The 24,221-nt window shown below is 73.7% G+C and carries 25 protein-coding genes; 12 read left to right on the top strand and 13 right to left on the bottom strand.

Features of this window, described 5'->3' with window-relative positions; genetic code table 11:
• Positions 1–46 precede the first annotated feature (46 nt).
• Complete coding sequence (locus tag AC4BG9_RS05785; protein WP_490570224.1) at positions 47–694, top strand: potassium channel family protein; 648 nt, start codon at positions 47–49, stop codon at positions 692–694.
• A gap of 2 nt (positions 695–696) precedes the next feature.
• On the top strand, positions 697–1,362 hold the full coding sequence (locus tag AC4BG9_RS05780) for a potassium channel family protein (RefSeq protein WP_490570122.1): 666 nt from the start codon (positions 697–699) through the stop codon (positions 1,360–1,362).
• Between the two features lie 64 nt (positions 1,363–1,426).
• Here the strand turns inward: AC4BG9_RS05780 and AC4BG9_RS05775 are convergent, their stop codons facing one another.
• From AC4BG9_RS05775 to dut, 4 genes are read right to left on the bottom strand one after another with little or no spacing between them, the layout of a single operon-like run.
• Complete coding sequence (locus AC4BG9_RS05775) at positions 1,427–2,179, bottom strand: DUF3159 domain-containing protein (protein WP_490570121.1); 753 nt, start codon at positions 2,177–2,179, stop codon at positions 1,427–1,429.
• Positions 2,176–2,538, bottom strand: a complete 363-nt coding sequence (locus AC4BG9_RS05770; RefSeq protein ID WP_490570120.1) for an OB-fold nucleic acid binding domain-containing protein — start codon at positions 2,536–2,538, stop codon at positions 2,176–2,178. The genes AC4BG9_RS05775 and AC4BG9_RS05770 overlap by 4 nt, the downstream gene beginning before the upstream one ends.
• Before the next feature lies 1 nt (position 2,539).
• Positions 2,540–3,184 (bottom strand): DUF3710 domain-containing protein, encoded by a 645-nt coding sequence (locus tag AC4BG9_RS05765; protein ID WP_490570119.1) that lies wholly within the window; start codon positions 3,182–3,184, stop codon positions 2,540–2,542.
• Positions 3,185–3,236: 52 nt separating this feature from the next.
• Positions 3,237–3,695, bottom strand: a complete 459-nt coding sequence (gene dut, locus AC4BG9_RS05760; RefSeq protein WP_490570223.1) for a dUTP diphosphatase — start codon at positions 3,693–3,695, stop codon at positions 3,237–3,239.
• A 108-nt stretch (positions 3,696–3,803) separates the two neighbouring features.
• Between dut and AC4BG9_RS05755 the strand changes: the two genes are divergently transcribed.
• A complete protein-coding gene (locus AC4BG9_RS05755; protein WP_490570118.1) occupies positions 3,804–4,286 on the top strand; it encodes a DUF3093 domain-containing protein in 483 nt (160 codons plus the stop codon).
• Between the two features lie 27 nt (positions 4,287–4,313).
• Positions 4,314–4,619 carry a DUF4235 domain-containing protein gene (locus AC4BG9_RS05750; protein ID WP_490570117.1) on the top strand — a complete coding sequence of 102 codons (306 nt, stop codon included), beginning with the start codon at positions 4,314–4,316 and terminating at the stop codon, positions 4,617–4,619.
• 82 nt (positions 4,620–4,701) lie between these two features.
• Here AC4BG9_RS05750 and AC4BG9_RS05745 read toward each other — a convergent pair whose 3' ends face one another.
• The 3 genes from AC4BG9_RS05745 to AC4BG9_RS05735 form a co-directional block, all read right to left on the bottom strand.
• Entirely contained in the window at positions 4,702–4,992 is a 291-nt protein-coding gene (locus AC4BG9_RS05745; protein WP_490570116.1) for a DUF4193 domain-containing protein, read from the bottom strand.
• 155 nt (positions 4,993–5,147) lie between these two features.
• The gene (locus tag AC4BG9_RS05740) at positions 5,148–6,005 is read right to left on the bottom strand and encodes an inositol monophosphatase family protein (RefSeq protein ID WP_490570115.1); all 858 of its coding nucleotides are present in this window, start codon (positions 6,003–6,005) and stop codon (positions 5,148–5,150) included.
• Positions 6,002–7,102 carry a ferrochelatase gene (locus AC4BG9_RS05735; RefSeq protein WP_490570114.1) on the bottom strand — a complete coding sequence of 367 codons (1,101 nt, stop codon included), beginning with the start codon at positions 7,100–7,102 and terminating at the stop codon, positions 6,002–6,004. The genes AC4BG9_RS05740 and AC4BG9_RS05735 overlap by 4 nt, the downstream gene beginning before the upstream one ends.
• 36 nt (positions 7,103–7,138) lie before the next feature.
• On the opposite strand from AC4BG9_RS05735, the gene AC4BG9_RS05730 reads away from it, so the two are divergent.
• The 3 genes from AC4BG9_RS05730 to sepH all read left to right on the top strand — a co-directional run bounded on the left by AC4BG9_RS05730 (position 7,139) and on the right by sepH (position 10,825).
• Complete coding sequence (locus AC4BG9_RS05730) at positions 7,139–8,350, top strand: MFS transporter (RefSeq protein WP_490570113.1); 1,212 nt, start codon at positions 7,139–7,141, stop codon at positions 8,348–8,350.
• A gap of 44 nt (positions 8,351–8,394) precedes the next feature.
• A complete protein-coding gene (locus AC4BG9_RS05725) occupies positions 8,395–9,699 on the top strand; it encodes a D-arabinono-1,4-lactone oxidase (protein ID WP_490570112.1) in 1,305 nt (434 codons plus the stop codon).
• 115 nt (positions 9,700–9,814) lie between these two features.
• Positions 9,815–10,825, top strand: a complete 1,011-nt coding sequence (gene sepH, locus AC4BG9_RS05720; protein ID WP_490570111.1) for a septation protein SepH — start codon at positions 9,815–9,817, stop codon at positions 10,823–10,825.
• Positions 10,826–10,849: 24 nt separating this feature from the next.
• Here sepH and AC4BG9_RS05715 read toward each other — a convergent pair whose 3' ends face one another.
• Positions 10,850–11,680 (bottom strand): sulfurtransferase, encoded by an 831-nt coding sequence (locus AC4BG9_RS05715; protein ID WP_490570110.1) that lies wholly within the window; start codon positions 11,678–11,680, stop codon positions 10,850–10,852.
• Positions 11,677–12,687, bottom strand: a complete 1,011-nt coding sequence (locus tag AC4BG9_RS05710) for an aldo/keto reductase family protein (RefSeq protein WP_490570109.1) — start codon at positions 12,685–12,687, stop codon at positions 11,677–11,679. Before AC4BG9_RS05710 ends, AC4BG9_RS05715 begins: the two co-directional genes overlap by 4 nt.
• An 81-nt stretch (positions 12,688–12,768) precedes the next feature.
• On the opposite strand from AC4BG9_RS05710, the gene AC4BG9_RS05705 reads away from it, so the two are divergent.
• A complete protein-coding gene (locus AC4BG9_RS05705) occupies positions 12,769–13,422 on the top strand; it encodes a thymidine kinase (RefSeq protein WP_490570108.1) in 654 nt (217 codons plus the stop codon).
• 24 nt (positions 13,423–13,446) lie between these two features.
• Here the strand turns inward: AC4BG9_RS05705 and AC4BG9_RS05700 are convergent, their stop codons facing one another.
• Genes AC4BG9_RS05700 through AC4BG9_RS05685 form a run of 4 tightly spaced genes read right to left on the bottom strand, consistent with a single transcriptional unit; the run spans position 13,447 to position 18,561 of the window.
• Positions 13,447–14,568, bottom strand: a complete 1,122-nt coding sequence (locus tag AC4BG9_RS05700; protein WP_490570107.1) for an alkaline phosphatase family protein — start codon at positions 14,566–14,568, stop codon at positions 13,447–13,449.
• Positions 14,565–15,164, bottom strand: coding sequence for a DUF5998 family protein (locus AC4BG9_RS05695; protein WP_490570106.1), 600 nt, complete (start codon positions 15,162–15,164; stop codon positions 14,565–14,567). The genes AC4BG9_RS05700 and AC4BG9_RS05695 overlap by 4 nt, the downstream gene beginning before the upstream one ends.
• Before the next feature lie 21 nt (positions 15,165–15,185).
• A complete protein-coding gene (locus tag AC4BG9_RS05690; RefSeq protein ID WP_490570105.1) occupies positions 15,186–15,809 on the bottom strand; it encodes a sulfotransferase family 2 domain-containing protein in 624 nt (207 codons plus the stop codon).
• A gap of 40 nt (positions 15,810–15,849) precedes the next feature.
• On the bottom strand, positions 15,850–18,561 hold the full coding sequence (locus AC4BG9_RS05685; RefSeq protein ID WP_490570104.1) for a bifunctional acetate--CoA ligase family protein/GNAT family N-acetyltransferase: 2,712 nt from the start codon (positions 18,559–18,561) through the stop codon (positions 15,850–15,852).
• 78 nt (positions 18,562–18,639) lie between these two features.
• On the opposite strand from AC4BG9_RS05685, the gene AC4BG9_RS05680 reads away from it, so the two are divergent.
• Genes AC4BG9_RS05680 through AC4BG9_RS05665 form a run of 4 tightly spaced genes read left to right on the top strand, consistent with a single transcriptional unit; the run spans position 18,640 to position 24,197 of the window.
• Positions 18,640–21,111 (top strand): DNA gyrase/topoisomerase IV subunit A, encoded by a 2,472-nt coding sequence (locus tag AC4BG9_RS05680; RefSeq protein WP_490570103.1) that lies wholly within the window; start codon positions 18,640–18,642, stop codon positions 21,109–21,111.
• 46 nt (positions 21,112–21,157) lie between these two features.
• Positions 21,158–21,922, top strand: a complete 765-nt coding sequence (locus AC4BG9_RS05675) for an LppX_LprAFG lipoprotein (protein WP_490570102.1) — start codon at positions 21,158–21,160, stop codon at positions 21,920–21,922.
• Complete coding sequence (locus tag AC4BG9_RS05670; RefSeq protein WP_490570101.1) at positions 21,919–23,706, top strand: MFS transporter; 1,788 nt, start codon at positions 21,919–21,921, stop codon at positions 23,704–23,706. The genes AC4BG9_RS05675 and AC4BG9_RS05670 overlap by 4 nt, the downstream gene beginning before the upstream one ends.
• Positions 23,703–24,197, top strand: coding sequence for a beta-class carbonic anhydrase (locus tag AC4BG9_RS05665; protein WP_490570100.1), 495 nt, complete (start codon positions 23,703–23,705; stop codon positions 24,195–24,197). The genes AC4BG9_RS05670 and AC4BG9_RS05665 overlap by 4 nt, the downstream gene beginning before the upstream one ends.
• Positions 24,198–24,221 lie beyond the last annotated feature (24 nt).

Genomic DNA, 24,221 nt, shown 5'->3' with positions numbered 1-24,221 from the left:
CCGACCGGCACGACTGGGATACGGTTTCCCCGTGCACGTCGTCATCATGGGTTGCGGCCGGGTCGGCTCCACCCTCGCCCGCAGCCTCGAGGACCGCAACCACACGGTCTCGGTGATCGACAGCGAGCCCGACTCCTTCCGGCGTCTCGGCCCCTCCTTCAACGGGGACAAGATCACCGGGTACGGCTTCGACCAGGCCGTGCTGGAGAAGGCGGGGATCCGACGCGCCGACGCCTTCGCCGCGGTCTCCAGCGGCGACAACTCCAACATCATCGCGGCGCGGGTCGCCCGGGAGACCTTCGGCATCCAGCAGGTGGTGGCCAGGATCTACGACCCCGGCCGGGCCGAGGTCTACCAGCGGCTGGGCATCACCACGGTCGCCACCGTCAAGTGGACCTCCGACCAGGTGCTGCGCCGGATCCTGCCCGCGGGCGCGGAGCCGACCTACCGCGACCCCTCGGGCACCATCCGGCTCGACCAGGTCCCGGTGCCCGAGGCGTGGATCGGCCACCGCACCGTGCACTTCCAGGAGCAGACCCGAAGCCGGATCGCCTGGATCGACCGGCTCGGCGAGGGCATGCTGCCCAAGCGCGAGAGCGTGATCCAGGAGGGTGACGTGCTCCACCTGGTGATCCGCGAGGAGAACGCCGCCGACGCCTACCGCGTCCTCAACCGCGGCCCCGAGGAGGACTGAGCATGCGCGTCGCCATCGCCGGAGCCGGTGCCGTGGGGCGGTCGATCGCCCGGGAGCTGATCGAGAACGGCCACCAGGTGCTGCTGATCGACCGCAACCCCGACGCGGTGAGGCAGGAGCGGGTGCCGCACGCCGAGTGGCTGCTGGCCGACTCCTGCGAGCTCTCCTCCCTGGAGGAGGCGCGCCTGGACCGCTGCGACGTGGTCATCGCGGCCACCGGAGACGACAAGGCCAACCTGGTCACCTCGCTGCTGGCCAAGACCGAGTTCGGGGTCCCGCGGACCGTGGGACGGGTCAACCACCCCGACAACGAGTGGCTCTTCACCGAGGCCTGGGGTGTCGACGTCAACGTCTCCACGCCCCGGATCATGTCGGCCCTGGTGGAGGAGGCCGTCTCGGTGGGAGACCTGGTGCGCCTGTTCACCTTCCGGCAGGGCAACGCCAACCTGGTGGAGATGACGCTCCCCGACGACTCCCCCTACGTGGGCAGGCCGGCCGGGCTGGTCCCCTTCCCGGAGAACTGCGCCCTGGTCACGATCCTGCGCGACGGCCAGGTCTACCCGCCCAGCGACGAGCAGCCCCTGGAGTCCGGCGACGAGCTGCTCTTCGTGGTGGCCGCCGACTCCGAGGCCGAGCTCGAGCAGACCCTGGCCCCCCGAGAGCACTGACCCCGGCCGCCGGCGAGTGCGCGGTGAGGCCGGAGGGCTCCCCGGGAGTCCCTCCGCGCTCGCCTCAGGCGTTGTCGTCCGGAGCCGGCTCGAGCGGGGTGTGGTTGCGGGCCAGCAGCCACACCATGCTGGCCAGGGCCGCCAGCTGGAGTGGCCAGCCGAGGCCGATCTTGAGCAGGCCCAGGGTGGCGATCGCGGTGTCCGGGTCCCACGCACCCGAGTCGCCGGCCAGCCAGATCGGTCCCTGGATCACGACCCGCAGGATGCAGGGCACTGCCAGCACCCAGGTGAGCAGGCTGCTCAGCCGCACGATCTGCTTGTCACCGTGCCACTGGGTGGGGTCGCCGGTGACGCTGCCCACCATGAAGCCCACCAGGGGCCAGCCGACGATGCAGCTGAGCGCCAGGACGACGGCGTAGCCCCCGTTGTAGAGGAGGCCGGGGAGGAAGTAGGCCAGCGCCTGCTCCTGCTCGGAGCCGCCCGCCGCGGCCGCCCGGTTGACGAAGAACCAGCCGATCCCGATGCCGACCAGGGCGTTGACGCAGAACTGGATGGTGGAGCGCTGCACCAGGCGCACGAGCAGGAGGGCCGCGGCCGCGACGATGCTCACCGTCAGCGCGAGCCGCAGATCCTTGCCGATCAGCCAGGTGGCGGTGAACAGGATCGTCGGGACGGCCGCCTCGACCATGCCGCGCCGGCCGCCGAGGGCCTGGGCGAGCTGACGCCGGACGACGGCCTCGACGGTGTCGACCGCGGAGTCGTCCCCGGCCCGGCCGCCGCCGGCCGGCTCCCCCGCCGCCGGGTCCCCGAGGCTCACGGCACCAGCTCGTATCGGGGGTTGTACATGATCCGGCGACCGTCGTGCCGGCCGATGCGACCCGAGACCGTCATCGCCCGGCCGGGCTCGATGCCGATGATCCGGCGCCGGCCCAGCCACACCAGAGTCACCACGTCCGTGCCGTCCTCCAGGTCCGCCTCGAGGGCGGGCACGCCGCCGCGCGGGCGCAGGGTCACCGTGCGCAGGCTGCCGCGCAGCACCACCGGCTCGCGCTCGGGGGCGTCGGCGATCGTCTGCACCCCGTCGCCGCCGTGCGTGCGGCGCAGGTCCCTGACCTCCTGGTCCCCGCTGTCGGCCCAGCGCGAGAGGCTGTCGCGGAGCCTGCTGCGCACGGTCATCTCACTCGGCCCGTCGCGCGTCGGGCGGCAGGCGGAAGCCGAGCGCACGTCCGACCGGGAGCGCCTGGTCGCCGCGGCGGACCGCGATCATGGCCAGGGCGTCCTCCCACTCCTGCGCCGAGTCCGGCTCGAGTGCCGGGCGGCCGAGCAGGGAGGCCCGCAGCAGCCAGCGGGAGCCGTTGATCCCGATCATCCGGGAGGGTTGGACGGCCTCCGTGCCGTCCTGGCGGCGCACCGGGACCCGGCACTCCAGCTCGGTCCCCCAGCGCCCCTCGCGCTCGGAGACGGTGCCCCCGCGCCGGGTCACGTCCTCGGCGATCTGCGGCCGGACCTCGGACCAGAGGTCCCCGTGGCGCGGGGCCGCGAACACCTGGAGCTCCATCGCACCCTCCGCGCCCGCCAGCAGGACGCCGGCGACCTCGCCGCTCTCCTCGTTGACCTGGAGCCGCAGCTCGAGCCCGGGCGTGGGCGCCACGAGCAGCGCCCCGATGTCGATCCGGTCGATCCCGTCGTCCAGCGACTCCGCGTCGTAGGGCCCCGACGGCGGCGCGGGCGGCTGCGGCTCGGACGTCTGGGACGCCGACTCGTCGGCGGACGTCTCCTGCACCGGCGTCGCCGCCTCGGCGGACTTGCGGCGGAACTTCACCTGTGGTGCCTCCTGGTCTCGGGTTCCCCCGAACGGTGCGGAACGGGGTCTTTCAGGACCCGGACGCGCCGAATCCCCCGGTAGAACCGTAGCCCCCGGCCCCACGGCTGGACTGCGGCAGTTCGTCGACCTCCACGAACCTGGCCCGCTCGAAGCGCTGCACCACCAGCTGCGCGATGCGGTCGCCCCGCCGCAGCTCCAGCGGCTCGACACGGTCGTGGTTGATCAGCAGCACCTTGATCTCCCCGCGGTAGCCGGCGTCGACGGTCCCCGGGGTGTTGAGGATCGAGAGGCCGTGCCGGGCCGCCAGCCCCGAGCGGGGATGGATCAGCGCGACGTACCCCTCGGGCAGCGCCAGGGCGATCCCGGTCGGCACCAGCGCGCGCTCCCCCGGCGCCAGGCTCAGGTCGACGGCGGTGCACAGGTCGGCCCCGGCGTCGCCCGGGTGCGCGTAGGCGGGCAGCGGAAGATCCGGGTCGAGCCGCACGAGGGCCACGTCCAGGAGGGGCACGTCGGACTGGTCCGGGGAGGGAGCGCTCACGGCGACGCACCCTACCCGCCGCCCGAGGCCCCACGCCCCGACCGCCCACGGCGCGACCCGCCCCCCTATTCTTGACCCGTGGAGTACGCCGAACGCCTCTACGTCCCGCTGCGCTGGTGGGTCCAGGGGACCATGCTGGTGGCGAGCCTCTGGCTCGCCGTCGTGGTCGCCATGCCCGAGACCCTCGGCGGCTTCCTGATCTCCCTCGGCGTCACGGCCGCGGCGATGGCGCTGATGATCGCCTTCTTCCTCTCCCTGCAGGCCCGGGTCTCGGTCTCCGGGGGCGAGCTGCGGGCCGGACGGGCCCACATCGACCTGAGCCACGTGGGCGGCGTCGAGGCACTGGACGCGAAGCGCACCCGCGCCGTCAGCGGCGTGGAGGCCGACGCCCGCGCCTACCTGCTGCTGCGGCCCTACCTCAAGCGATCGGTCAAGGTCGAGATCGTCGACCCCGCCGACCCCACCCCCTACTGGCTGCTGCACACCCGCCACCCGGACCGGCTGGCGAGCGCCCTGCGGCAGGGGGCCGCGGAGCGCATGCCGGACCCGGCTGCCGGGTAGGGTCCAGGAAGACAACCAGGAGGACACATGGCATCGAGCTCCAAGTTCTGGACCGTCTTCTCGCTCGGCTCCGCGCTCGCCGGCGCCGCGCTGGCGAAGAAGGCCCTGAACACCTCGTGGCGGGCCGCCACGGGCAAGAACCCGCCGGAGAACCCGGCCGACCCGGACGTGGACGTCTGGGAGGCGGTGGCCTGGGCGACGGTCAGCGGCGTCGCCATCGGCCTGGCCCGGATGTTCGCCACCCGCAAGGCGGCGACCTACTACGCGAAGTCCACCGGACACCTGCCGCCCGACCTCCAGAAGGACGGCCAGCACAAGGACGCCAAGGCCTGAGCCGCCCGGCCCCGCACGCGCGAAGGCCGCGACCCCCACGGGGTCGCGGCCTTCTTCGCGTCGCAGGCGCGGTGCGCCCGGATCACGCGCAGTCGACGCAGGTCATCTTCTTCTCGTCCGCCAGCTGGCTGCGGTGGTGCACCAGGAAGCAGGACATGCAGGTGAACTCGTCCTCCTGCTTGGGCTTGACCTCGACGGCAAGCTCCTCGTGGGACAGGTCGGCGCCGGGGAGCTCGAAGGACTCAGCGGCCTCCGTCTCGTCCTCGTCGACCTTGCCGGAGTTCTTGTCGTGACGCCGCGCCTTGAGCTCTTCGATGCTCTCTTCGCTCTGGTCTTCCTCGGTCTTGCGTGGTGCGTCGTAATCGGTCGCCATGTGTCCTCTTCCACTTCCGGTCCGCTGGCCGGGGCCACCGGCCTAGTCCTCATGCGCGGGCCGATTGTGCACCATGTGCTCGTACGAGGAGCAGTGCCCCGCCCGAGTGCGGCCCAAACGCCCGCGCGACCGGACCAACGACCGCCGGCCCCCGCCTATTCCCCCTCCGCCGACCCTTCGCCAGGACTCCTCAGGAAACCCGTCTCGGCCAGCACGGCGACCAGCGGCTCCCACCCCGCAGCCGGCGCCGCGACCAGGACGCGGCCCGGCTCCAGCCCCGGGCCCGGCGACGGTCCGCCGCCCCGAAGGCGCTCGAAGCGGCCGCCCGCCTCCTGGACCACCAGCGACCCCGCCGCCCAGTCCCAGGACTGGGGGCCCTGCTCCACGTAGGCGTCCGCCCGCCCCTCGGCCACGTGGCACAGGTCGAGGGCGCACGAGCCCATCCGCCGGATGTCGCGGACCCGCGGCAGCAGGCGGGCCACGCAGGCGCCCTGGTGGGCACGGACCTCGGGCAGGTAGCCGAAGCCGGTGAGGACCAGTCGCTGGCCGACCGGGACGTCGTCGCGCACCCGCAGCGGCGAGCCGTCGCGCGTGGCCCCGTGACCGCGGGCGGCGGCGTAGACGTGCCCGGCGGCCACGTCCACCACCGCTCCGGCCACCACCTCGCCCGCCACCTCGGCGGCGACGGAGACCGCGTACTCCGGGATGCCGTAGAGCAGGTTGACGGTCCCGTCGACGGGGTCCACCACCCACCGCACCCCCGTGCTGCCCCGGGTGTCGCCCTCCTCCTCGCCCAGCACGCCGTCGCCGGGGCGCAGCTGCGCCAGGCGCCGCCTGACCAGCTGCTCGCTGGCGCGGTCGATCTCGGTCACCACGTCGACGCTGCTCGACTTGGTGCCGGCGACCGAGACGCCCTCGGCGCGCAGGTCCCGGACCAGGGCGGCCGCCTCCACGGCCACCTCGACGGCGACGTCGCGGAGCCGGACGGCGAGGTCGTGGCCGCCTCCGCTCACTCCGGCATCCCGCACAGGGCCGGGCGCGGGCCCCGGGGGTTGGGGCAGCAGCCGGGTGCGCAGAGGGCCGGCCACGGTCCCAGCGACCCCACGGCCGCCGGCTCCGGGCTCTCGCCGCGCTCCAGCGCCGCCCGCTCGACCACGAGATCTCGGATCATCGCGACGAAGCGGGGGTCGATGCCGGGGGTGGCCGCCCGGGCGGCGCGCAGCCCGAGCCGCTTGGCGGTGTCCATCGCCTCGGTGTCGAGGTCGTAGATGACCTCCATGTGGTCGCTGACGAAGCCGATCGGGACCAGCACCACCGACTGGGCACCCCGGGCGGCGAGCGTCTCCAGGTGGTCGTTGACGTCCGGCTCCAGCCACGGGACGTGGGGCGCCCCCGAGCGGGAGCAGTAGACCAGGTCGTGGCGGAGCCGGCCTCCCGTCTCGTGACGGACCCGGTCGACCACCTCCTCCATCACGCTGCGGTGCTGGGCCACGTAGGCGTCGCCGTGCGGCCCGCTGGTCCGTGCCATCTCGGTGGGAACCGAGTGGGTGACGAAGACCAGCTCCGGCTCGCCGTGCAGCGGGTCACCCAGCTCGGCCAGGGCCGTCAGGGTGGCGTCGACCACCGGCTCCACGAAGCCGGGGTGGTTGAAGTACTGCCGCAGCCGGTCCAGGCGCGGCGCCCCCTCGACCTCGGCGACGGCGTCGGCCAGGTTCTCCCGGTACTGGCGGCACGAGGAGTAGGAGGAGTACGCCGAGGTCGGCAGCACCGCGGCCCGCCGGATCCCGTCGGCCGCCATCTGGCGCACGGTGTCGGTCAGGTAGGGGTCCCAGTTGCGGTTCCCCCAGTAGACGGGGAGGTCGATCCCGGCCCCCGCGAGGTCCTCGCGGAGCGCCGCGAGCAGCATCCGGTTCTGGTCGTTGATCGGCGAGCGCCCGCCGAAGAGGAAGTAGTGCTGCCCCACCTCCTCCAGCCGCTCCCGCGGGATGCCACGACCGCGGGTCACGTTCTCCAGGAAGGGCACCACGTCCTCGGGGCGCTCGGGCCCACCGAAGGAGAGAAGCAGCAGCGCGTCGTAGGGAGAGACGTCGGGACCGGGAGCCAGGGTCATGAAAGCCATCGTAGGCATGCCTAGGCTGCGGTCACGATGTTGGATTCCTACCGCCGTGTGCTCCGCCGTCCCGGCGCTCTCCGCTTCAGCTCCGCCGCCGTGGTGGCCAGGCTGCCGATCTCGATGGTCAGCCTGGGCATCGTGCTGCTCGTGGAGGCCGAGACGGGCTCCTACGGTCTCGCCGGCACCGTCTCGGCGGCCTACGTGCTGGCCGAGGCCGCCCTGGCGCTGGTCCACGGGCGGCTGCTCGACACGCTGGGCCAGTCCGCCGTCCTGCCCCTGGCGATCTCGGCCTTCGGCGTCGCGCTGAGCCTGCTGGTGCTCTCGGTCCAGGAGTCCTGGCCGATCGTGACGACCTACCTCTTCGCGGCGCTGGCCGGCGCCACCCTGCCCCAGGTCGGCGCCAGCGTCCGGACCCGCTGGGCGCACCTGCTCGACGACCCGCGCGAGGTGCAGACCGCCTTCGCGCTGGAGTCGGTGCTCGACGAGGTGGTCTTCATGACCGGCCCGGTGCTGGTGACCGCCCTGGCGACCCTGTGGCACCCGGCCGCCGGTCTGCTCGCGGCGCTGGTCCTGGGTCTTGCCGGCACCCTCGCCTACGCCGCCCAGCGCAGCACCCAGCCGCCGCCCCGCGGCCGGGGCGACACCGGGCCCAGACCCCCGATGCCCTGGCGTGTGGTCGGACCGCTGGCCCTGGTGAGCCTGGCGCTCGGCACGCTCTTCGGCTCCGCCGAGGTCGTGACCGTGGCCTTCGCGGACGAGCAGGGTGTCGCCGCCGCGGCCGGGATCCTGCTCGCGTGCTGGGCCCTGGGCAGCCTGACCGCCGGCCTGGTGACCGGGGCGGTGGCGTGGCGGCGGCCGCCGGCCTTCCGGGTCAGGCTGGGCACGGCCGCCCTCGCGGTCGCCATGGTGCCCCCGGTCTTCGTCTCCTCCGTCCCGCTGATGGCGCTGGTGATGGTGGTCGGCGGGCTCGCCATCGCCCCCACGCTGATCGCCACCCTGACCCTGGTCGAGCAGTCGGTGCCGGCGGGCCGCCTGACCGAGGGCATGGCGATCCTGCACACGGGGCTGATCGCCGGTATCGCCCCGGGCGCCGCCGCCGCGGGATACGTGGTCGACCACCAGGGCGCCTCCGCCGCCTTCTGGGTGGCGGTGGCCGCGGGGGTGGTGGGGCTGGCGGCGTCGGCCCTCGCCCCGCTCGGTGGCAGCGCCGCGCGACCCACGACCGGCACCGGGGCGACGCGCTAGCCCACCTCGCGACGCCGGCCGCGGCGGCCCACTAGCCTGACCCCATGACGGCATGGACGAACTGGGCCGGCACCGAGTCCGCCGTCGTGCCGCGGGTGCTCACCCCCGCCGACGCCGGCGAGGTGCGTGACGCCGTGACCCACGCGCGTGAGACCGGGACGACTGTCAAGATGGTGGGCGCCGGCCACAGCTTCACCGGCATCGCGACCCCCGAGCACACGATGCTGCGGCCCGAGGCGATGACCGGCATCGTCTCGGTCGACCGCGAGGCGATGACCGTCACGGCCTACGCCGGCACCCGGCTCAAGGACCTGAACCGCGAGCTGGAGCGGTTGGGGCTCTCCTTGCACAACATGGGCGACATCGCCGAGCAGACCCTCGCCGGGGCCGTCTCCACCGGTACCCACGGCAGCGGCGGGCTGACCGCCGGGCTGGCCGCCCAGCTCTGCGGCCTCCAGCTGGTCACCGGCACCGGGGAGGTGCTGACCGCGGACGCGGAGCACAGCCCCGAGGTCCTCGAGCTGGGGCGCCTGGCGCTGGGTGCCCTCGGGGTGCTGATCACGCTGACGTTCCGCGTCGAGCCCCTCTTCCTGCTGCTCGCCGAGGAGCGGCCGGTCGGCTGGGACGAGCTGCTGGCCACCCACGACGAGCTGGTCGAGGCCCACCACCACGTCGACGTGCACTGGTTCCCCCACAGCGACGGCGCCCTGCTCAAGGCCAACACCCGGCTCGCCGACGAGGTGGGAGAGCGCCGGCCGCTCCCCGGGTGGCAGCGCCGCCTCGACGACGACCTGCTCTCCAACAAGGTCTTCGGCCTGCTCACCGCCCTCGGCGTCCGCGCCCCGGCCGTCGTCCCCACCGTCAACCGCCTGGCGACCCGGGCCCTGTCGGCCCGGTCGTACTCGGACGTGGCACACCGGGTCCTGGTCTCGACCCGGGAGGTGCGCTTCCGGGAGATGGAGTACGCCGTGCCGCGGGAGGCGGGGCTGGCGGTGCTGCGGGAGGCCCGTCGGGTCATCGACGCCCACGACTGGCGCATCGGCTTCCCGGTGGAGATCCGCACCGCCCCCGCCGACGACGTACCGCTGTCGACGGCCCGCGGGCGCGACGTGTGCTACCTGGCCTTCCACGTCCCGCACACGATGGACCACCGGCCGTACTTCGGGGCCATGGAGGCCCTGGTCCGGGCCCACGACGGGCGGCCCCACTGGGGCAAGCTGCACTCGCTGGGGGTCGAGGAGCTGGCTCGCGTGCACCCGGACCTCGACCGGTTCCGGGCGCTGCGCGAGCGGCTCGACCCGGACCGGGTGTTCGCCAACGCCTACCTGCGCCGCGTGCTCGGGCCCTGATCGGTCGCGTGGTGCGCGCGTGTCCGCCCGTGCCGGGTGGGGGCTGGCGTAGGCTCGCACCACCGCATGAATGCCCCGGTCACCTCCGGGGCCCGACAGGGCAGGAGCAGGAGCAGTGCAGGCGAAGGCACACCTCACGCTCGTGGGACTCAGCGAGGACCGCAAGCGGTTGCTCCTGGTCAACGACGCGGGTGAGGAGTTCACCCTCGCTGCCGACGCCAAGCTCCGCGCAGCCCTGCGCGGAGAGGAACCCCGCCCCGGCCAGTTGGAGATTCGAATGGACAGCGCACTCCGCCCTCGTGACATCCAGGCCCGCATCCGGGCCGGGGAGACCCCCGAGGCCGTGGCCCAGGCCGCCAAGGCGACGGTGGAGAAGATCATGCCGTACGCCGCCCCCGTGCTGGCCGAGCGCGCACACGTCGCCGAGCGGGCCCAGCGCTCCTCGGTGCGGCGTCGCTCGTCGGAGGGGTCCGGCTCCCTCGGTGGCGGGCGGACGCTGGAGGAGACGGTGACGACCCACCTGCGCGGCGCCAACCTCGACCCGGGCTCGGTGGAGTGGGACGCCTTCCGGCGCGAGGACGGCCGGTGGACCCTCACCGGCGAGTTCAGCACGCCCGGCCGCCGCGGCACCGCCACCTTCACCTTCGACGTGCCCGGCAACTACGTGACCGTGGAGAACGACCACGCGCGGTGGCTGGTCGGCGAGGCCGGCCCCACGCCGGCGGCCGAGAGCCCCGCCCCGGCGGGCGCCGGGACCACCCGCCGCCGCCTCTCCGCCGTGCCGGCCGAGGAGCTGCCGCTGGGCGACGACGCCCTGGAAATGCTCGCGGGCACGGGCGCCGCCGCGCCGGCCGGGGCGCACGACGAGACCGCCGACCTGTCCGACAGCCTGCCGGTCGAGGCCTTCCTCGACAAGGAGCCCGCCGACCGCGCCAGCTCCCCGAGCACCACCCAGAAGGCAGACGACCAGGCACGTGAGCCCGCCGCGCCGCAGCCGGCGCAGACCCCGGCCGCCGAGGCGGACGAGCCGGCCGAGACGCCGCGCCGTCCGGTGCGCAAGAGCCGCGGGCGGGCCTCCGTCCCCAGCTGGGACGAGATCATGTTCGGCGGCGGCTCCGGCGACTGAGGCGCCCGCCGGCGTCCCGTGGGCTCAGCGGGCCACCGGACGCCGCGGATCGGTGACCCACCCGCTCCAGCTGCCCGGGTAGAGCGCCGCGCGCACCCCCGCGACCTCCATGGCCAGGACGTCGTGGGCGGCCGTCACCCCCGACCCGCAGTAGGCCGCGACGTCGGCTCCCGGCACGGCGCCGACCGCCGCGTAGAGGTCGGCGAGCTCGGCGACCGGCCGGAACCGCCCGTCCGCGCGGAGGTTGGCCTCGGTCGGCACGTTGACGGCCCCCGGCACGTGCCCGGCCACCGGGTCCAGCGGCTCGACCTCACCGCGGTAGCGCTCCGGCGCCCGCGCGTCGACCAGGACGCCGACGGCAGGGACGTCGTCGGCCTCGACCCAGGGCATGCCGTCCGCCCGGGCGGCGAGGGTGAGGTCGCCGGGGGCGATCTCCTCCTCACCGGCGACCAGCACCCCGCCCGAGGCACGCCAGGCGGCGAGACCGCCGTCGAGCACCCGGACGTCGCGGTGCCCGTGCAGGCGCAGCAGCCACCACGCCCTGGCCGCCGCGCGCCCCTGCCAGTCGTCGAGGACGACCACCGGGCGCTCGTCGCTGACCCCGCAGCGTCGCATGGCGTCGACGAAGTCGGCCGGAGCCGGCAGCGGGTGCCGCCCGCCCGGACCGGGCGGGGCGGCGAGGTCGCGGTCCAGGTCGACGAACGCCGCGCCCGGCAGGTGACCGGCCAGGTAGACCTCCCGGCCCGTCTCCCCCGGCGGCGCCCCGGTGCGGTAGCGCACGTCGAGCACGGTCACGGCGCCGAGCAGCCCGGCCAGCTCCTCGGCGCTGACCAGCGGCCCGCCCGTCGCGGTCACGAGGGGCGCTGGGTCATGGTCTGCTTGGCCGTCAGGGACGGGTCGCGGACCACGACGTCGCCGAGCACCTCGTCGATGCGGGCCATCACCTCGTCAGGGAGGCGGACGCCGGCGGCGGCGACGTTCTCGTGCACCTGCTCGGGGCGCGAGGCACCCACCAGCGCCGAGGCCACGTTGTCGTTCTGGAGGACCCAGGCCACCGCCAGCTGGGACATGGTCAGGTCCACCGACTCCGCGACCGGGCGCAGGCCCTGCACCGCCTCGAGGGTGCGCTCCTGCATGAAGCGGCCGATCATGTCGGCCCCGCCCTTCTCGTCGGTGGCCCGGGAGCCGGGCGGCGGGGCCTGACCCGGCAGGTACTTGCCGGTCAGGACGCCTTGGGCGATCGGGGACCAGACGATCTGGGAGACGCCGAGCTCGCGCGAGGCCGGGACCACCTCGTCCTCGATGACCCGCCAGAGCATGGAGTACTGGGGCTGGCTGGAGATCAGCTGGAAGCCCAGCTCGCGGGAGAGCTCGACCCCGGCCCGCAGCTGGTCGGCCGTCCACTCGCTGACCCCGATGTAGAGCGCCTTCCCGCTGCGCACGATGTCCGCGAAGGCCTGCATGGTCTCCTCGAGCGGGGTGAAGGCGTCGAAGCGGTGTGCCTGGTAGAGGTCGACGTAGTCGGTCTGCAGGCGCCGCAGCGACCCGTCGATCGACTCCATGACGTGCTTGCGGGAGAGGCCGCTGTCGTTGTGCCCCTTGGGCCCGGTCGGCCAGTAGACCTTGGTGAAGATCTCCAGCGACTCCCGCCGCTCCCCCTTCAGCGCCTCGCCCAGGACCGTCTCGGCCGCGGTGTTGGCGTAGACGTCGGCGGTGTCGAAGGTGGTGATGCCGACGTCGAGGGCGGCCCGCACGCACTGGGTCGCGACGTCGTTCTCCACCTGGGAACCGTGGGTGAGCCAGTTGCCGTAGGTGATCTCGGAGATCTTGAGCCCGCTGTTGCCGAGGTGTCGGAATTCCATGGGGCGACGCTAGCCGCACCCCCCAACCGACGGCGAGCCCGGCTGTCCGGCCGGCGGCGGTCCGTGGAAGGATCCTCGACCGTGGCCGAACTGCACTTCTTCACCGGGACCATGGACTCGGGCAAGAGCACCCTGGCGCTCCAGACCAACCACAACCACGCCACCCGGGGACGGGCCGGCAGGATCTTCACCGCCCACGACCGTGGCGGCCAGGCCGTGCTCTCCAGCCGCCTCGGGCTCACCCACGAGGCCCTCGAGGTCGACAGCGACTTCGACTTCTGGAAGTACGTCGTGGACACCCTGACTCGGGGCGGCCGGATCGACTACCTGATCTGCGACGAGGTGCAGTTCTACTCCCCCGAGCAGGTCGAGCAGCTGGCCAAGGTCGTCGACGAGCTCCAGATCGACGTCTTCGCCTTCGGCATCCTGACCGACTTCCGCACCGTGCTCTTCCCCGGCTCCGCGCGGATGGTGGAGCTGGCCGACCGGATGAACGTGCTCCAGGTCGAGGCGCTCTGCTGGTGCGGCAAGCGGGCCACGCACAATGCCCGGACCGAGAACGGCGCCATGGTGGTCGAGGGCGAGGTCGTGGTGGTGGGCGACGTGGAGGCGGCCGACGAGGCGCCGAGCGACGTCGCCTACGAGGTGCTGTGCCGCCAGCACCACCGGCGCCGCCTGACCGCGGCCCGGGCCAAGGCGGTCAGCCTGGCCCCCGAGCCGCTGCCCTTCGGCTGAGCGCGGCCGCGGGTCCCGCGCGGCTCACGCCAGCAGGATGGGGATCCGCATCTCGTCGTCGGTGAGCGACCCGTGCAGCCCGACGAGCTGGTGCTCGTAGGGGAAGTCGGCGGTGGAGACGATCGCGGCGTCGCCCCGGCAGGCCGCCACCACGTCGCCGATCCGGGGCAGCACGCCCGCGTCGACCGGACCGAACCAGCCCGCGGCCACCACCTCGTCGCGGGTCAGCACCTCGGCCCGGTCGCCCAGGACCTCGCGCCAGGTGGCGGCCACGTCGGCGACCGCCCCGCGGGCGCAGTAGACGTGGCGGAAGCGTGCCTCTCCCCCCAGCAGGGCGACGCCGGAGCGGAGCTCGAGGTGCTCGTCGACGTCGATCCGGGAGCCGGGCGGGCTGTCGACCATGCCGTGGTCGGCGATCACCAGCATCCGGGTGTGGGCCGGCAGCGCCTCGCGCATCTGCTCCGCCTCCGCGTCGACCATGGCGAGCTGCTGGAGCCACTGGGTGGAGGCCACCCCGAACTTGTGCCCCGTCCAGTCCAGGTCGGCGTCGTAGACGTAGGTGAGCGAGGGCTGCGCGGCCGAGGCCGCCTGGACGGCGGCGATCCGCTCCCCCACCCGGTCGGCGCCGACGTAGTCGGCGCCGCGGTGGGCGGCCACGGTGAGTCCGCTGGTGGCGAAGTCGCGCTTGTTGACCACCGTCACCGAGACCCCGGCGGCGGTGAGCCGGGAGAACGCCGTCGGGTGCGGCTGCCACTGCCGCGGGTCCACCCCCGACTCCCAGGCGAGCGCGTTGAGCAGCCGGTCGGTGCCGGGGATCCGGGAGGTGTAGCCGACCAGGCCGTGGGCGCCCGGTGGGAGGCCGGTGCCGAACGACGTCAGGCTGGTCGCCGTCGTCGAGGGGACCGTGGCCGACCCGGTGGCCCGGTCGTCGAGCAGCGAGGAGAGGAACGGCGCCGCGTGGGCGTAGCGGGAGAGCAGCCGCGCGCCCAGTCCGTCGATCAGGAACACCACGTAGGACGGGGCCGGCGGCAGGGTCATCGACCCCTCATCCGTGAGCGGTGAGCCGAGGGCGCGGGCCACCGCGGGCACCACGTCGCTCAGGGTCCGCGATCCGTAGTCGGGCGCTCCGAAGGAGTCGGGGCTCATGCCCCGCGGGTCCGCGCCGAGAGCGCCTCGGCGAAGTCGAGCAGGCCGGTCACGGCGTCCCGGCCCTCGGCGGCCGCGGAGACGCGCAGCGAGAAGTCGTCGCCGGCCAGCACCCCGGTGTAGCCGTGGTCGGCGTCGCACTGCGGGTCGGCACAGGAGGCCGGCTCCAGGTCGATCCTGGAGACGCCGCCCCAGCCGATGGTGAGCACCGCCTCGGCGGCCGGCGCCGGCCCGGAGGTCGGGTTGGCGACCATCCGGGTCACCACCACCGAACGCACCGCCGACAGGGTGACCGCCTCCGTCGAGGTCGACGTGTGCGGCTCGGGGAGCAGGTCGTCGCCGGGGTGCTCGTCGGTGTGGGCCAGGATCAGCCGGCTGGGGGTGAGCACCGCCACGGTCAGGTGGCGACGTACCTCGTCGCGCTCGAAGGTCGGCTCGTGGTGCACGTAGAAGGCGACCACCTCCTCGCCCCCCAGGGCGGAGAAGACCCCGTCGATCACGACGTCGGGGTAGTAGCCGGTCCGTTCGACGGCCACCCGCAGGCGGCGGGCGTGGTCCTTCGCGTCCGTGGGGTGACCGGGGGTCCTGCTGCGCATGGGGGCAGTCTGTCATGCCCCTCAGAAGACGTAGCCGAAAGCCTCGAGGTCCGCGGCGAAGACCTCGGCGACCCGGTCCCGCATGACGGGGGTGTACTCGTCGCGGTAGTCGCGCGGCGGGGCGGCGTTGTCGCGGGGCACCCGCTCCGGCGTCGGCAGCCCCAGGTGCAGCATGACGCTGCGCACGTCGTCCTCGAAGGACTCGGTCCGCCCGACGAAGTCCGCCTCCCGGCCGGGCGCCCGCAGGTAGGTGACCTGGGGGGTGCGCAGCCGCGGCCAGTCGTCGGGCCCCCGCATCACGAACGCCTCGAAGTCGGGGTAGTCCCGGGCCACGCCGGCCATGAACCCCCCGCCCTCCAGGAAGCGGCGTGCCTTCGGCGACCCCTTCGCGGCCAGCTCGCGGAAGCGCTGCACCATCCCGTACCAGGAGACCAGCCGGGACCAGGGGTTGCGCACGAAGCCGACGGTCCAGTAGTCGACCAGGCCGGGCTCGGCCCGCAGCACCTGGGCCAGGCGCGCGTGCCGGGTCAGGCCGTCCAGGGTGCGCACGTCCGGGAGCAGCGGCCGGAGCAGGTGCTCGACGCTGACGCCGCCCGTCTTCTGCACGTGCACGAAGAGGAAGCGATGGGAGTCGGAGACCAGCACGGCCGCGATCCTAGTGCGAGGGCGCGCGGCGCCCGCGCGCTCAGTCCGGGAGCGTGTCGCCCGGCATCATGCTCAGCCGCCGCACGAACCAGTCCGAGCGGGGGTCGAGCACCGGTTCGATCCGGCAGGCGCCACCGAGCACCGAGCACCCGTCCCGGCCGGCCAGCACCAGCGGGAGGGAGAGCGAGCGGACCTGCGGCAGGTCGTGCTGGAGCTGGGCCACCCGGCGCACGATCCGCTCCACCTCCTCCACGTCGACGATCTCGCTCCCGCGGTAGCCGAAGAGCAGCGGCGAGGCCTTGATCTCCCGGACCATGTCCTGGGCGTCGTGCTCGGCCAGCGGCGGGATCCGGAAGGACCGGTCCTGGAGGAGCTCGGTCATCGGCCCGCCGACCCCGAAGGAGACCACCGGCCCGAAGAGCGGGTCCTCGATGCTGGCCACCGCCACCGGCACCCCGGGCGGCGCGTTGCGCTGCACCACGAACCCGGCGGACCCGGGGTCGGTGATCACCTCGTGCAGGGTGTTCCAGGCATCGGTCATCTCGGCGGCGGAGTCGATGTTGCGCCACACGTGGGCGAGGTCGGGACGGTCCCGCAGGTGGAGGGCCGTCGCCTTGAGCACCACGTCCCAGCCCAGCTGCTCCCCCGCCTCCAGCGCCGCCTCGAGGTCGGCGACCGGGTAGCTGCGCCACATCTCGATGCCGTAGGCGGCCAGCAGGTCGTGCAGCGACTCCTCGCCGAGGTCGTGGCCCTCGGGGTGCTCGGCCAGCAGCTCGCCGACCAGCTTCTTGGCGGCCGGGCGGTCGACCAGCTCGGCGTCCGCCGGCGGCTTGTCGGGGCTCCGCAGCCACATCGCGTACTCCACCACCCGGGCCAGCGCCCGGACAGCCGCCTCGACCGCCGGGTAGGACGGGACCGAGCCGCGGCCGGCGGTCGACCCGGCGACGTCCGGCACGCGCAGCAGCTCGGGCACCCCCTCCGCGCCCAGGAAGGTGGTGACCAGAGGCTTGTCGGACTGCTCGCCGATGGCGGCCAGCACGTTGGCCACGTCCTCGCCGGAGACGTTGAGCGGCGGGATGTAGATCGCCGCGACCGCGTCGACCTCCGGGTCGTCGATGGCCGCGTCGAGGGCGTCCTCGAAGTCCTCGGCGCCCGCGTCGGAGCCCAGGGCGACCTGCTTGTTGACCACCAGGCCCGCGCCGGCGGCGGCGTCGGCGGCGAGCAGCCCGAGCGCGTCGGAGTTGCCGACCACCGCCACCCGGCGGCCGCGGGGCAGGGGCTGGTGGGCGAGCAGCTGGGCGACGTCGAACATCTCCTCCAGGGTGTCGACCTGGATCACCCCGGCCTGCCGGAACATCGCGTCCACCGACTGGGAGGGCGCGGCGATCTTGCGCACGGCGTGGCCCATCGGCACACCCTGGGTGGTGCGGCCCGACCGGACCGCGATGATCGGCTTGCGCCGCGAGACGCGCCGCGCGATGCGCGAGAACTTCCGCGGGTTGCCGATCGACTCCAGGTACAGCAGGACCACCTCGGTGGAGTCGTCCTCCTCCCAGTACTGGAGCAGGTCGTTGCCCGAGACGTCGGCGCGGTTGCCCGCGCTCACGAAGGTGGTGAGGCCGAGCCCTCGGTTGTTGACCTTCTCCAGGATCGCCGAACCGAGCGCGCCGGACTGGCAGAAGAAGCCCGCGCGACCGCGCGGCGGCATCACCGAGGACAGGGAGGCGTTGAGGGAGACCTCGGGCGCGGTGTTGATCACGCCCAGGCAGTTGGGGCCGATCAGGCGCAGGCCGTAGGAGCGGGAGAGCCCGACGAGCTGTCGCTGCCGGTTGCGGCCCTCCTCCCCGGTCTCGGCGAACCCCGAGGAGATCACCACCAGGCCGTGGACGCCCTTGGCCGCGCAGTCCAGGACGACTTCCTGGACCGCCTCGGCGGGCACCGCCACGATGGCGACGTCGACCTCGTCGGGGATCTCGGTGACCGAGGCGTAGGTGGGGAGCCCGGAGACCGCGTCCGCCGTCGGGTTGACCGCGTAGACGCGCCCGGTGAAGTCGCCGAGCACCAGGTTGCGCACCAGGGCCTGGCCGATGGTGTCCTGGCGCCGGCTGGCGCCGATGACCGCGACCGAGCGCGGGTTGAAGAACTTCTCGATCGAGGCGGACTCGGCGCGGTGCTCGCGCTGCTCCATCACCCCGATGGCGGTGTCGGTCGGGTCGATGGAGAACTCCAGGCTCACCACGCCGTCGTCGTACTGGCTGGCCACCTGGTAGCCGGCGTCCTTGAACGTGCGGATCATCGGGTGGTTGTCGGGCAGGACCTCGGCCACGAACCGCTCGATGCCGCACTCGCGCCCCGCCTGGGCGAGGTGCTCGAGCAGCAGCTGGCCGATGCCGCGACCCTGGTGCTTGTCCTCCACCAGGAAGGCGACCTCGGCCTGGCCCGGCTCCACGGCGTCGTAGCGGCCGACCGCGATCATCTGGCCGCCCACCAGCAGCACGAACGCGACCCGGTCGCGGTAGTCGACCTGGGTGAAGCGCGCCACGTCGCGGTCGGAGAGCCGCGGCATGGGGGCGAAGAACCGGTAGTACTTCGACTGGTCGGAGACCCGGCTGTAGAACTCGACGAGCAGGTCGGCGTCGGAGGCCCTGATCGGGCGGATGTGCGCGGTCCGGCCGTCCCGGAGCAGGACGTCCGCCTCCCAGTGACGAGGTGGCTCGTAGGAGGTGGTGGTGGCGGAGTCCGCATCGGTCACGTGCTGAATCTAACGCGTCCCTGCGGCTCGGCGCGCCCTACCTCGGCAACCCGGACCAGGACCGGGAGAATGGCGGCCATGGCACGACGTGGCACGAAGCCCCCGATCCCCGACGATTTCGAGGAGCACATCCTCGACATCGACGTCGGCGACGAGATCAAGACCTCCTTCCTGGAGTACGCCTACTCCGTCATCTACTCCCGGGCCCTGCCCGACGCCCGCGACGGCCTCAAGCCGGTGCAGCGGCGCATCCTCTACACGATGGACGACATGTCCCTGCGCCCCGACCGCGGACACGTCAAGAGCGCCCGGGTGGTCGGCGAGGTGATGGGCAAGCTGCACCCCCACGGCGACACCGCCATCTACGACGCCCTGGTGCGGATGGCCCAACCGTGGTCGATGCGGCTGCCGATGGTCGACGGGCACGGCAACTTCGGCTCCCCCGACGACTCCCCGGCCGCGATGCGCTACACCGAGTGCCGGATGGCCCCGGCGGCCGTCGCGATGACCCGCTCCCTGGACGAGGACACGGTCGACTTCAAGGCCAACTACGACTCCCGCGAGCTCGAGCCCACCGTCCTGCCCTCGGCCATCCCCAACCTGCTGGTCAACGGCGCCACCGGCATCGCGGTCGGGATGGCCACCAACATCCCCCCGCACAACCTCGTCGAGGTCGTCCAGGGCCTCCAGCACCTGCTCAAGCACCCCAAGGCGGAGCTGGAGGACCTGATGCGGCTCATCCCCGGGCCCGACCTGCCCACCGGGGGCAAGATCGTCGGCCTCGACGGCGTGCGCGACGCCTACGCCGCCGGCCGCGGCAGCTTCAAGATGCGGGCCACCGCTCGGATCGAGGCGGTGACCCCGCGCAAGAAGGGCATCGTCGTCACCGAGCTGCCCTACGGCGTGGGCACCGAGCGCGTGGTCGAGCGGATCAAGGTGCTGGTCCAGTCCAAGAAGATCCAGGGCATCTCCGACATCAAGGACCTCACCGACCGGACCAACGGGCTGCGCCTGGTCATCGAGGTCAAGAACGGCTTCGTGCCCGAGGCGCTGCTCGAGCAGCTCTACAAGATGACCCCCCTGGAGGAGTCCTTCGGGATCAACGCCGTCGCCCTGGTCGACGGGCAGCCGCGCACCCTGGGGCTCAAGGAGATGCTCGAGGTCTTCCTGGCCCACCGCCTCGACGTGGTGCGGCGCCGCTCGACGTTCCGTCGCGGCAAGGCCGCGGACCGTCTCCACCTGGTGGAGGGCCTGCTCCTGGCCATCCTCGACATCGACGAGGTGATCCAGCTGATCCGCGGCAGCGACAACGCCGCCGCGGCCAAGGAGCGCCTGATGTCGGTCTTCGACCTGACCACCATCCAGGCCGAGTACATCCTCGACATGCCCCTGCGCCGGCTCACCAAGTTCTCCAAGCTGGAGCTGGACAAGGAGCGGACCGAGCTGGAGGAGCAGATCGAGGAGCTCGACGCGATCCTCAACGACGAGGCCCGCCTGCGCGCGGTCGTCTCCGAGGAGCTCGCCGAGGTCGCCAAGACCTTCGGCACCCCCCGACGCACGGTCCTGCTCGCCTCGGCCGGCACCGCGGTCACGGCCGGCACCGCCTCCCTGGAGGTGGCCGACGACCCCTGCTTCGCCTTCCTCTCCTCCAGCGGCCTGCTGGCCCGCTCCTCGACCGACGAGCTCCCCGGCGAGGGCGGCGGGCGGGCCAACCACGACGTCGTCGTCTCCGCGGTCCGGACCACGGTCCGCGGCGAGGTCGGGGTGCTGACCTCGCGGGGCCGGCTGGTGCGCACCCAGGTCCTCGACATGCCCCAGCTGCCACCGTCGGCCAACGACCCCAACCTGCAGGGCGGGCTGCCGCTCACCGAGGTCCTCCAGCTGGAGGCCGGGGAGCGCGCCCTGGCGCTGGCCCCGCTGACCGGGGAGGGACCCGGGCTCGCCCTGGGCACCGCGCTAGGCGTCGTCAAGCGGGTCAACCCCGAGGTCCTCGCGCGCGAGGAGTGGGAGGTGATCTCCCTCAAGGACGGCGACGAGGTGGTCGGGGCCGTGCCGCTGGCCACCGGCGAGGAGGAGCTGTGCTTCATCACCTCCGACGCGCAGCTGCTGCACTTCTCCGCCGACGGGGTCCGTCCTCAGGGCCGCTCCGGGGGCGGGATCGCCGGCATCCGGCTGAACGCCGGGGCGAGGGTCGTCTGGTTCGGTGCGCTGCAGGGCGAGGACGCCGTGGTCTTCACCGCCTCCGGGGCCTCCACCGCGCTCCCGGGCACCGAGCCGGGCGCCTGGAAGCTCACCCCGTTCACCGAGTACCCGGCCAAGGGCCGCGCCACCGGCGGGGTGCGCTGCCACCGCTTCCTCCGGGGCGAGGACACCCTGGTGCTGGCCTGGGCGGGGCCGGCGCCGGCCCGCGCGGCCGCCGCCAGCGGCGCGCCCGTCGAGCTGCCCGCGGCCGACGGCAGGCGGGACGGCTCGGGGGTCCCCGGCAGCATCCCGGTCGTCGCCGTGGCGTCGCCGGTGGCCCGGCAGCTGGGGGTCGCCGCGGATGGGTGAGCGCGTGGCGGCGCTCCCGTGGGGGCGGCTGTGTCACCCTGCCCCCATGACTGCCTCGCACACCGCTGCCCTGCACGCCCCGGCCCGGGGCCGCCGCACCCGGCGGGCCCGCCCCGGGCTCCGGCGAACGGCCCTGGCCGCCCTGTTCCTGGCTCCCGCCGCCGCGCTGTCCGCGTGCAGCTCCGACGAGCCGGCCGACGAGCGGGACGTCGAGGAGGCGCTGGCGACGGCGAGCGACCGGCTGGTGGAGACGCCTGGCCTCCACCTCGACCTCACCACCGACGACCTGCCCGACGGGGTCACCGGCATCACCAGCGCCACGGGGGTGGCGACCGACGCACCCGCCTTCGAGGGCGACCTGGGCATCCGGCTGGCCGGCAGCGTCTTCAGCGTCCCGGTGGTGGCGGTCGACGACATCGTCTGGGCCCAGGTCCCGCTGGCGCCGGGCTGGTCCGACGTCGACCCGGCCGAGTACGGCGCTCCCGACCCGTCGCGGCTGATCAGCCCCGACCAGGGCTTCGCCACCCTCCTGCAGGAGGTGCAGGACCCTCAGCAGGGTGACCAGGAGCGCGGCGGCGTCGACAACGCCGAGGTGCTCACCAGCTACACCGGGACCATCGACGGCGCGGTGATGGAGAACGTGATCCCCAGCAGCGCCGGAGACACCTTCGAGGCCGTCTTCCTCCTCACCGAGGACGACGAGCTGCGCCGCGCCGAGCTCACCGGCGTCTTCTACCCCGACACCGAGGAGATGACCTACACCGTCGACCTGACGGACTACGGCACCACCAAGGAGATCGTCGCCCCGTGACGTCCCGGGTCGATCGCGCCCAGCGGGCGCTGCTGTGGCTGGCCGCGGGCGCGGTGGCCTTCGCCGCGGCCGACACCTACGTGGTCGTGCTCGCGCTGCCCGACATGATGGGCAGCGCCGGCATCCCGGTGGACCAGCTCCAGCGTGCCGCGCCCATCGTCTCGGGGTTCCTGCTCGGCTACGTGGCCATGCTGCCGCTGATCGGCCGGATCGCGGACCTCCGGGGCCGGGTCCCGGTGCTGGTGGCCTCCCTGGTGCTGTTCGCGCTGGGCTCCCTGGTCACCACCCTCGCCTACGACATGCCCTCGATGGTGGTGGGCCGCTTCCTCCAGGGGGTCGGCGGCGGCGGCCTCGTCCCGGCGACGCTCGCCCTGGTGGCCGACCTGTATCCCGAGGAGCGGCGCGGCGTCCCGCTGGGCATCGTCTCCGCGGTCCAGGAGGTCGGCTCGGTCCTGGGGCCGCTGCTGGGCGCCGTCGTGCTCGCCCTGGCCGACTGGCGCGCCATCTTCGCCCTCAACCTGGCCGTGGGGCTGCTGCTCGCCGCCGGGATCCGCGCCCTGGCCGCCCGGGCCCCGCGCCTGCTCGACGACCGCTCTCGCGACCTCCTGGCCTCCCCCGGCGGCCCGCGGCGTGACCTGCCGGGCGCCGCCCTGGCGCTGCTGGTGCTCCTCGCCGGCGCGCTCACCTTCCTGCGGCCCCCGCCGATCCTGCGCGACCTGCGCTGGGGCGAGCTCTTCGTCCCCTTCGTCACCGGCAGCCGCTGGCTCACCCCGGTGGGCGTGCTGACCATGGTGGCCGCAGCGGCCCTGGTCGTCCGCCTGCTCACCGCGCGTCGTCCCCTGGTCGACGTCCGCTCCTGGGGGCGCGCGCTGCGCGAGGCCGACCTGACCGGCGCCGCGCTGCTCTCCGTGGCGCTCGGCGGGGTCGTCCTCGCCTTCGCCACCGCCGACCCCAAGGTGGAGGTCTTCTCCGACCAGGGGGTCTGGTACCTGGCCGGCGCCGCCCTGGGAACGGCCGGGCTGCTGCTCCACCTGCGCCGCGCGGCCGACCCGATCGTGCCGCGCGGGGCGCTGCGCCGGACGCCGGCCTGGGGCGCGATGCTGGTCAGCCTCTTCGTGGGGGCCGCCCTGATCGCGGCGCTGATCGACATCCCCCTCTTCGCCCGGACGACCATCTACGGCGACTCCCAGCTGATGGCCGCCCTGGTGCTGGTCAGGTTCCTGGTGGCCCTCCCGGTGGGCGCGGTGCTCGGCGGCTTCCTCACCCGGCGCTGGGGCTCCGGCCCCACCGCCGCGCTCGGCATGGTCCTGGCCGCCGGCGCCTTCCTCGCGATGTCGACGTGGGGCATCGACGCCCTGGAGCACTGGCACGCCAGCGTGCCGCTGGTCGTCGGCGGGCTGGGCTTCGGGCTGGCCCTGGCTCCGGTCAACGCGGCCGTGCTGGCCTTCACCGACCCGGGCGTGCACGGGCTCAGCAGCGCCCTGGTGGTAGTGGCCCGGATGGTGGGGATGCTGGTGGGGATCTCGGCTCTCACCACGCTCGGCCTGCGCCGCTACTACGCCGAGCAGGCCGACGTCCCGCCGGTCCGGGAGGTCTGCGGCGGCCCCTCCCGGTGTACGGAGTTCACCCTGCTGCTGAAGGAGGCGGGGATCGCCCAGGAGCAGACCGTCTTCGCCGGCGCCGCGGCCTGCGCCCTCCTGGCGGCCGTGCTGGCCCTGGTGCTGCTGCGGGCGGCGGGCCCGGCCAGGACGCCGGTGGTGCGTGGGCTAGATTTTTCCTCGTGACCGACTTCGACGACCTGCTGGCAGCCAACCAGGCCTTCGCGGCCGACTTCGACCTCGGCGGATTCGACGGGCGGGCCCATGCCGGCGTCGCCATCGTGACCTGCATGGACTCGCGCATCGACCCGCTGGCGATGCTGGGCCTCAAGCACGGCGACGCCAAGATCTTCCGCAACCCGGGCGGCCGGGTCACCCCCCAGGCCCTCGAGGCGCTGGTGCTGGGCGCCCACCTGCTCGGGGTCGAGCGCGTCCTGGTGGTGCCGCACACCCGCTGCGCGATGACCACCGCCAGCGAGGAGGAGCTGCAGGAGCGGATCGGCTCCGCCCTCGGCGAGGACGCCACCTGGCAGTCGTTCGGCGTGGTCGACGACCAGGTCGCCCGCCTGCGCCAGGACGTGCGCAAGGTGCGCTCGCACCCGCTGATCCCCAGCACCGTGCTGGTCGGCGGCTTCGTCTACGACGTCGACACCGGCCTGATGCGCCAGGTCGACTGACCCGAGCCGCCCACGGGCCGGGCG

It is taken from the genome of Nocardioides sp. Z40_12 (assembly GCF_058215795.1).
The sequence above is the reverse complement of the archived record's forward strand: the minus strand, read 5'-3'. Positions and strand labels throughout refer to the sequence as shown.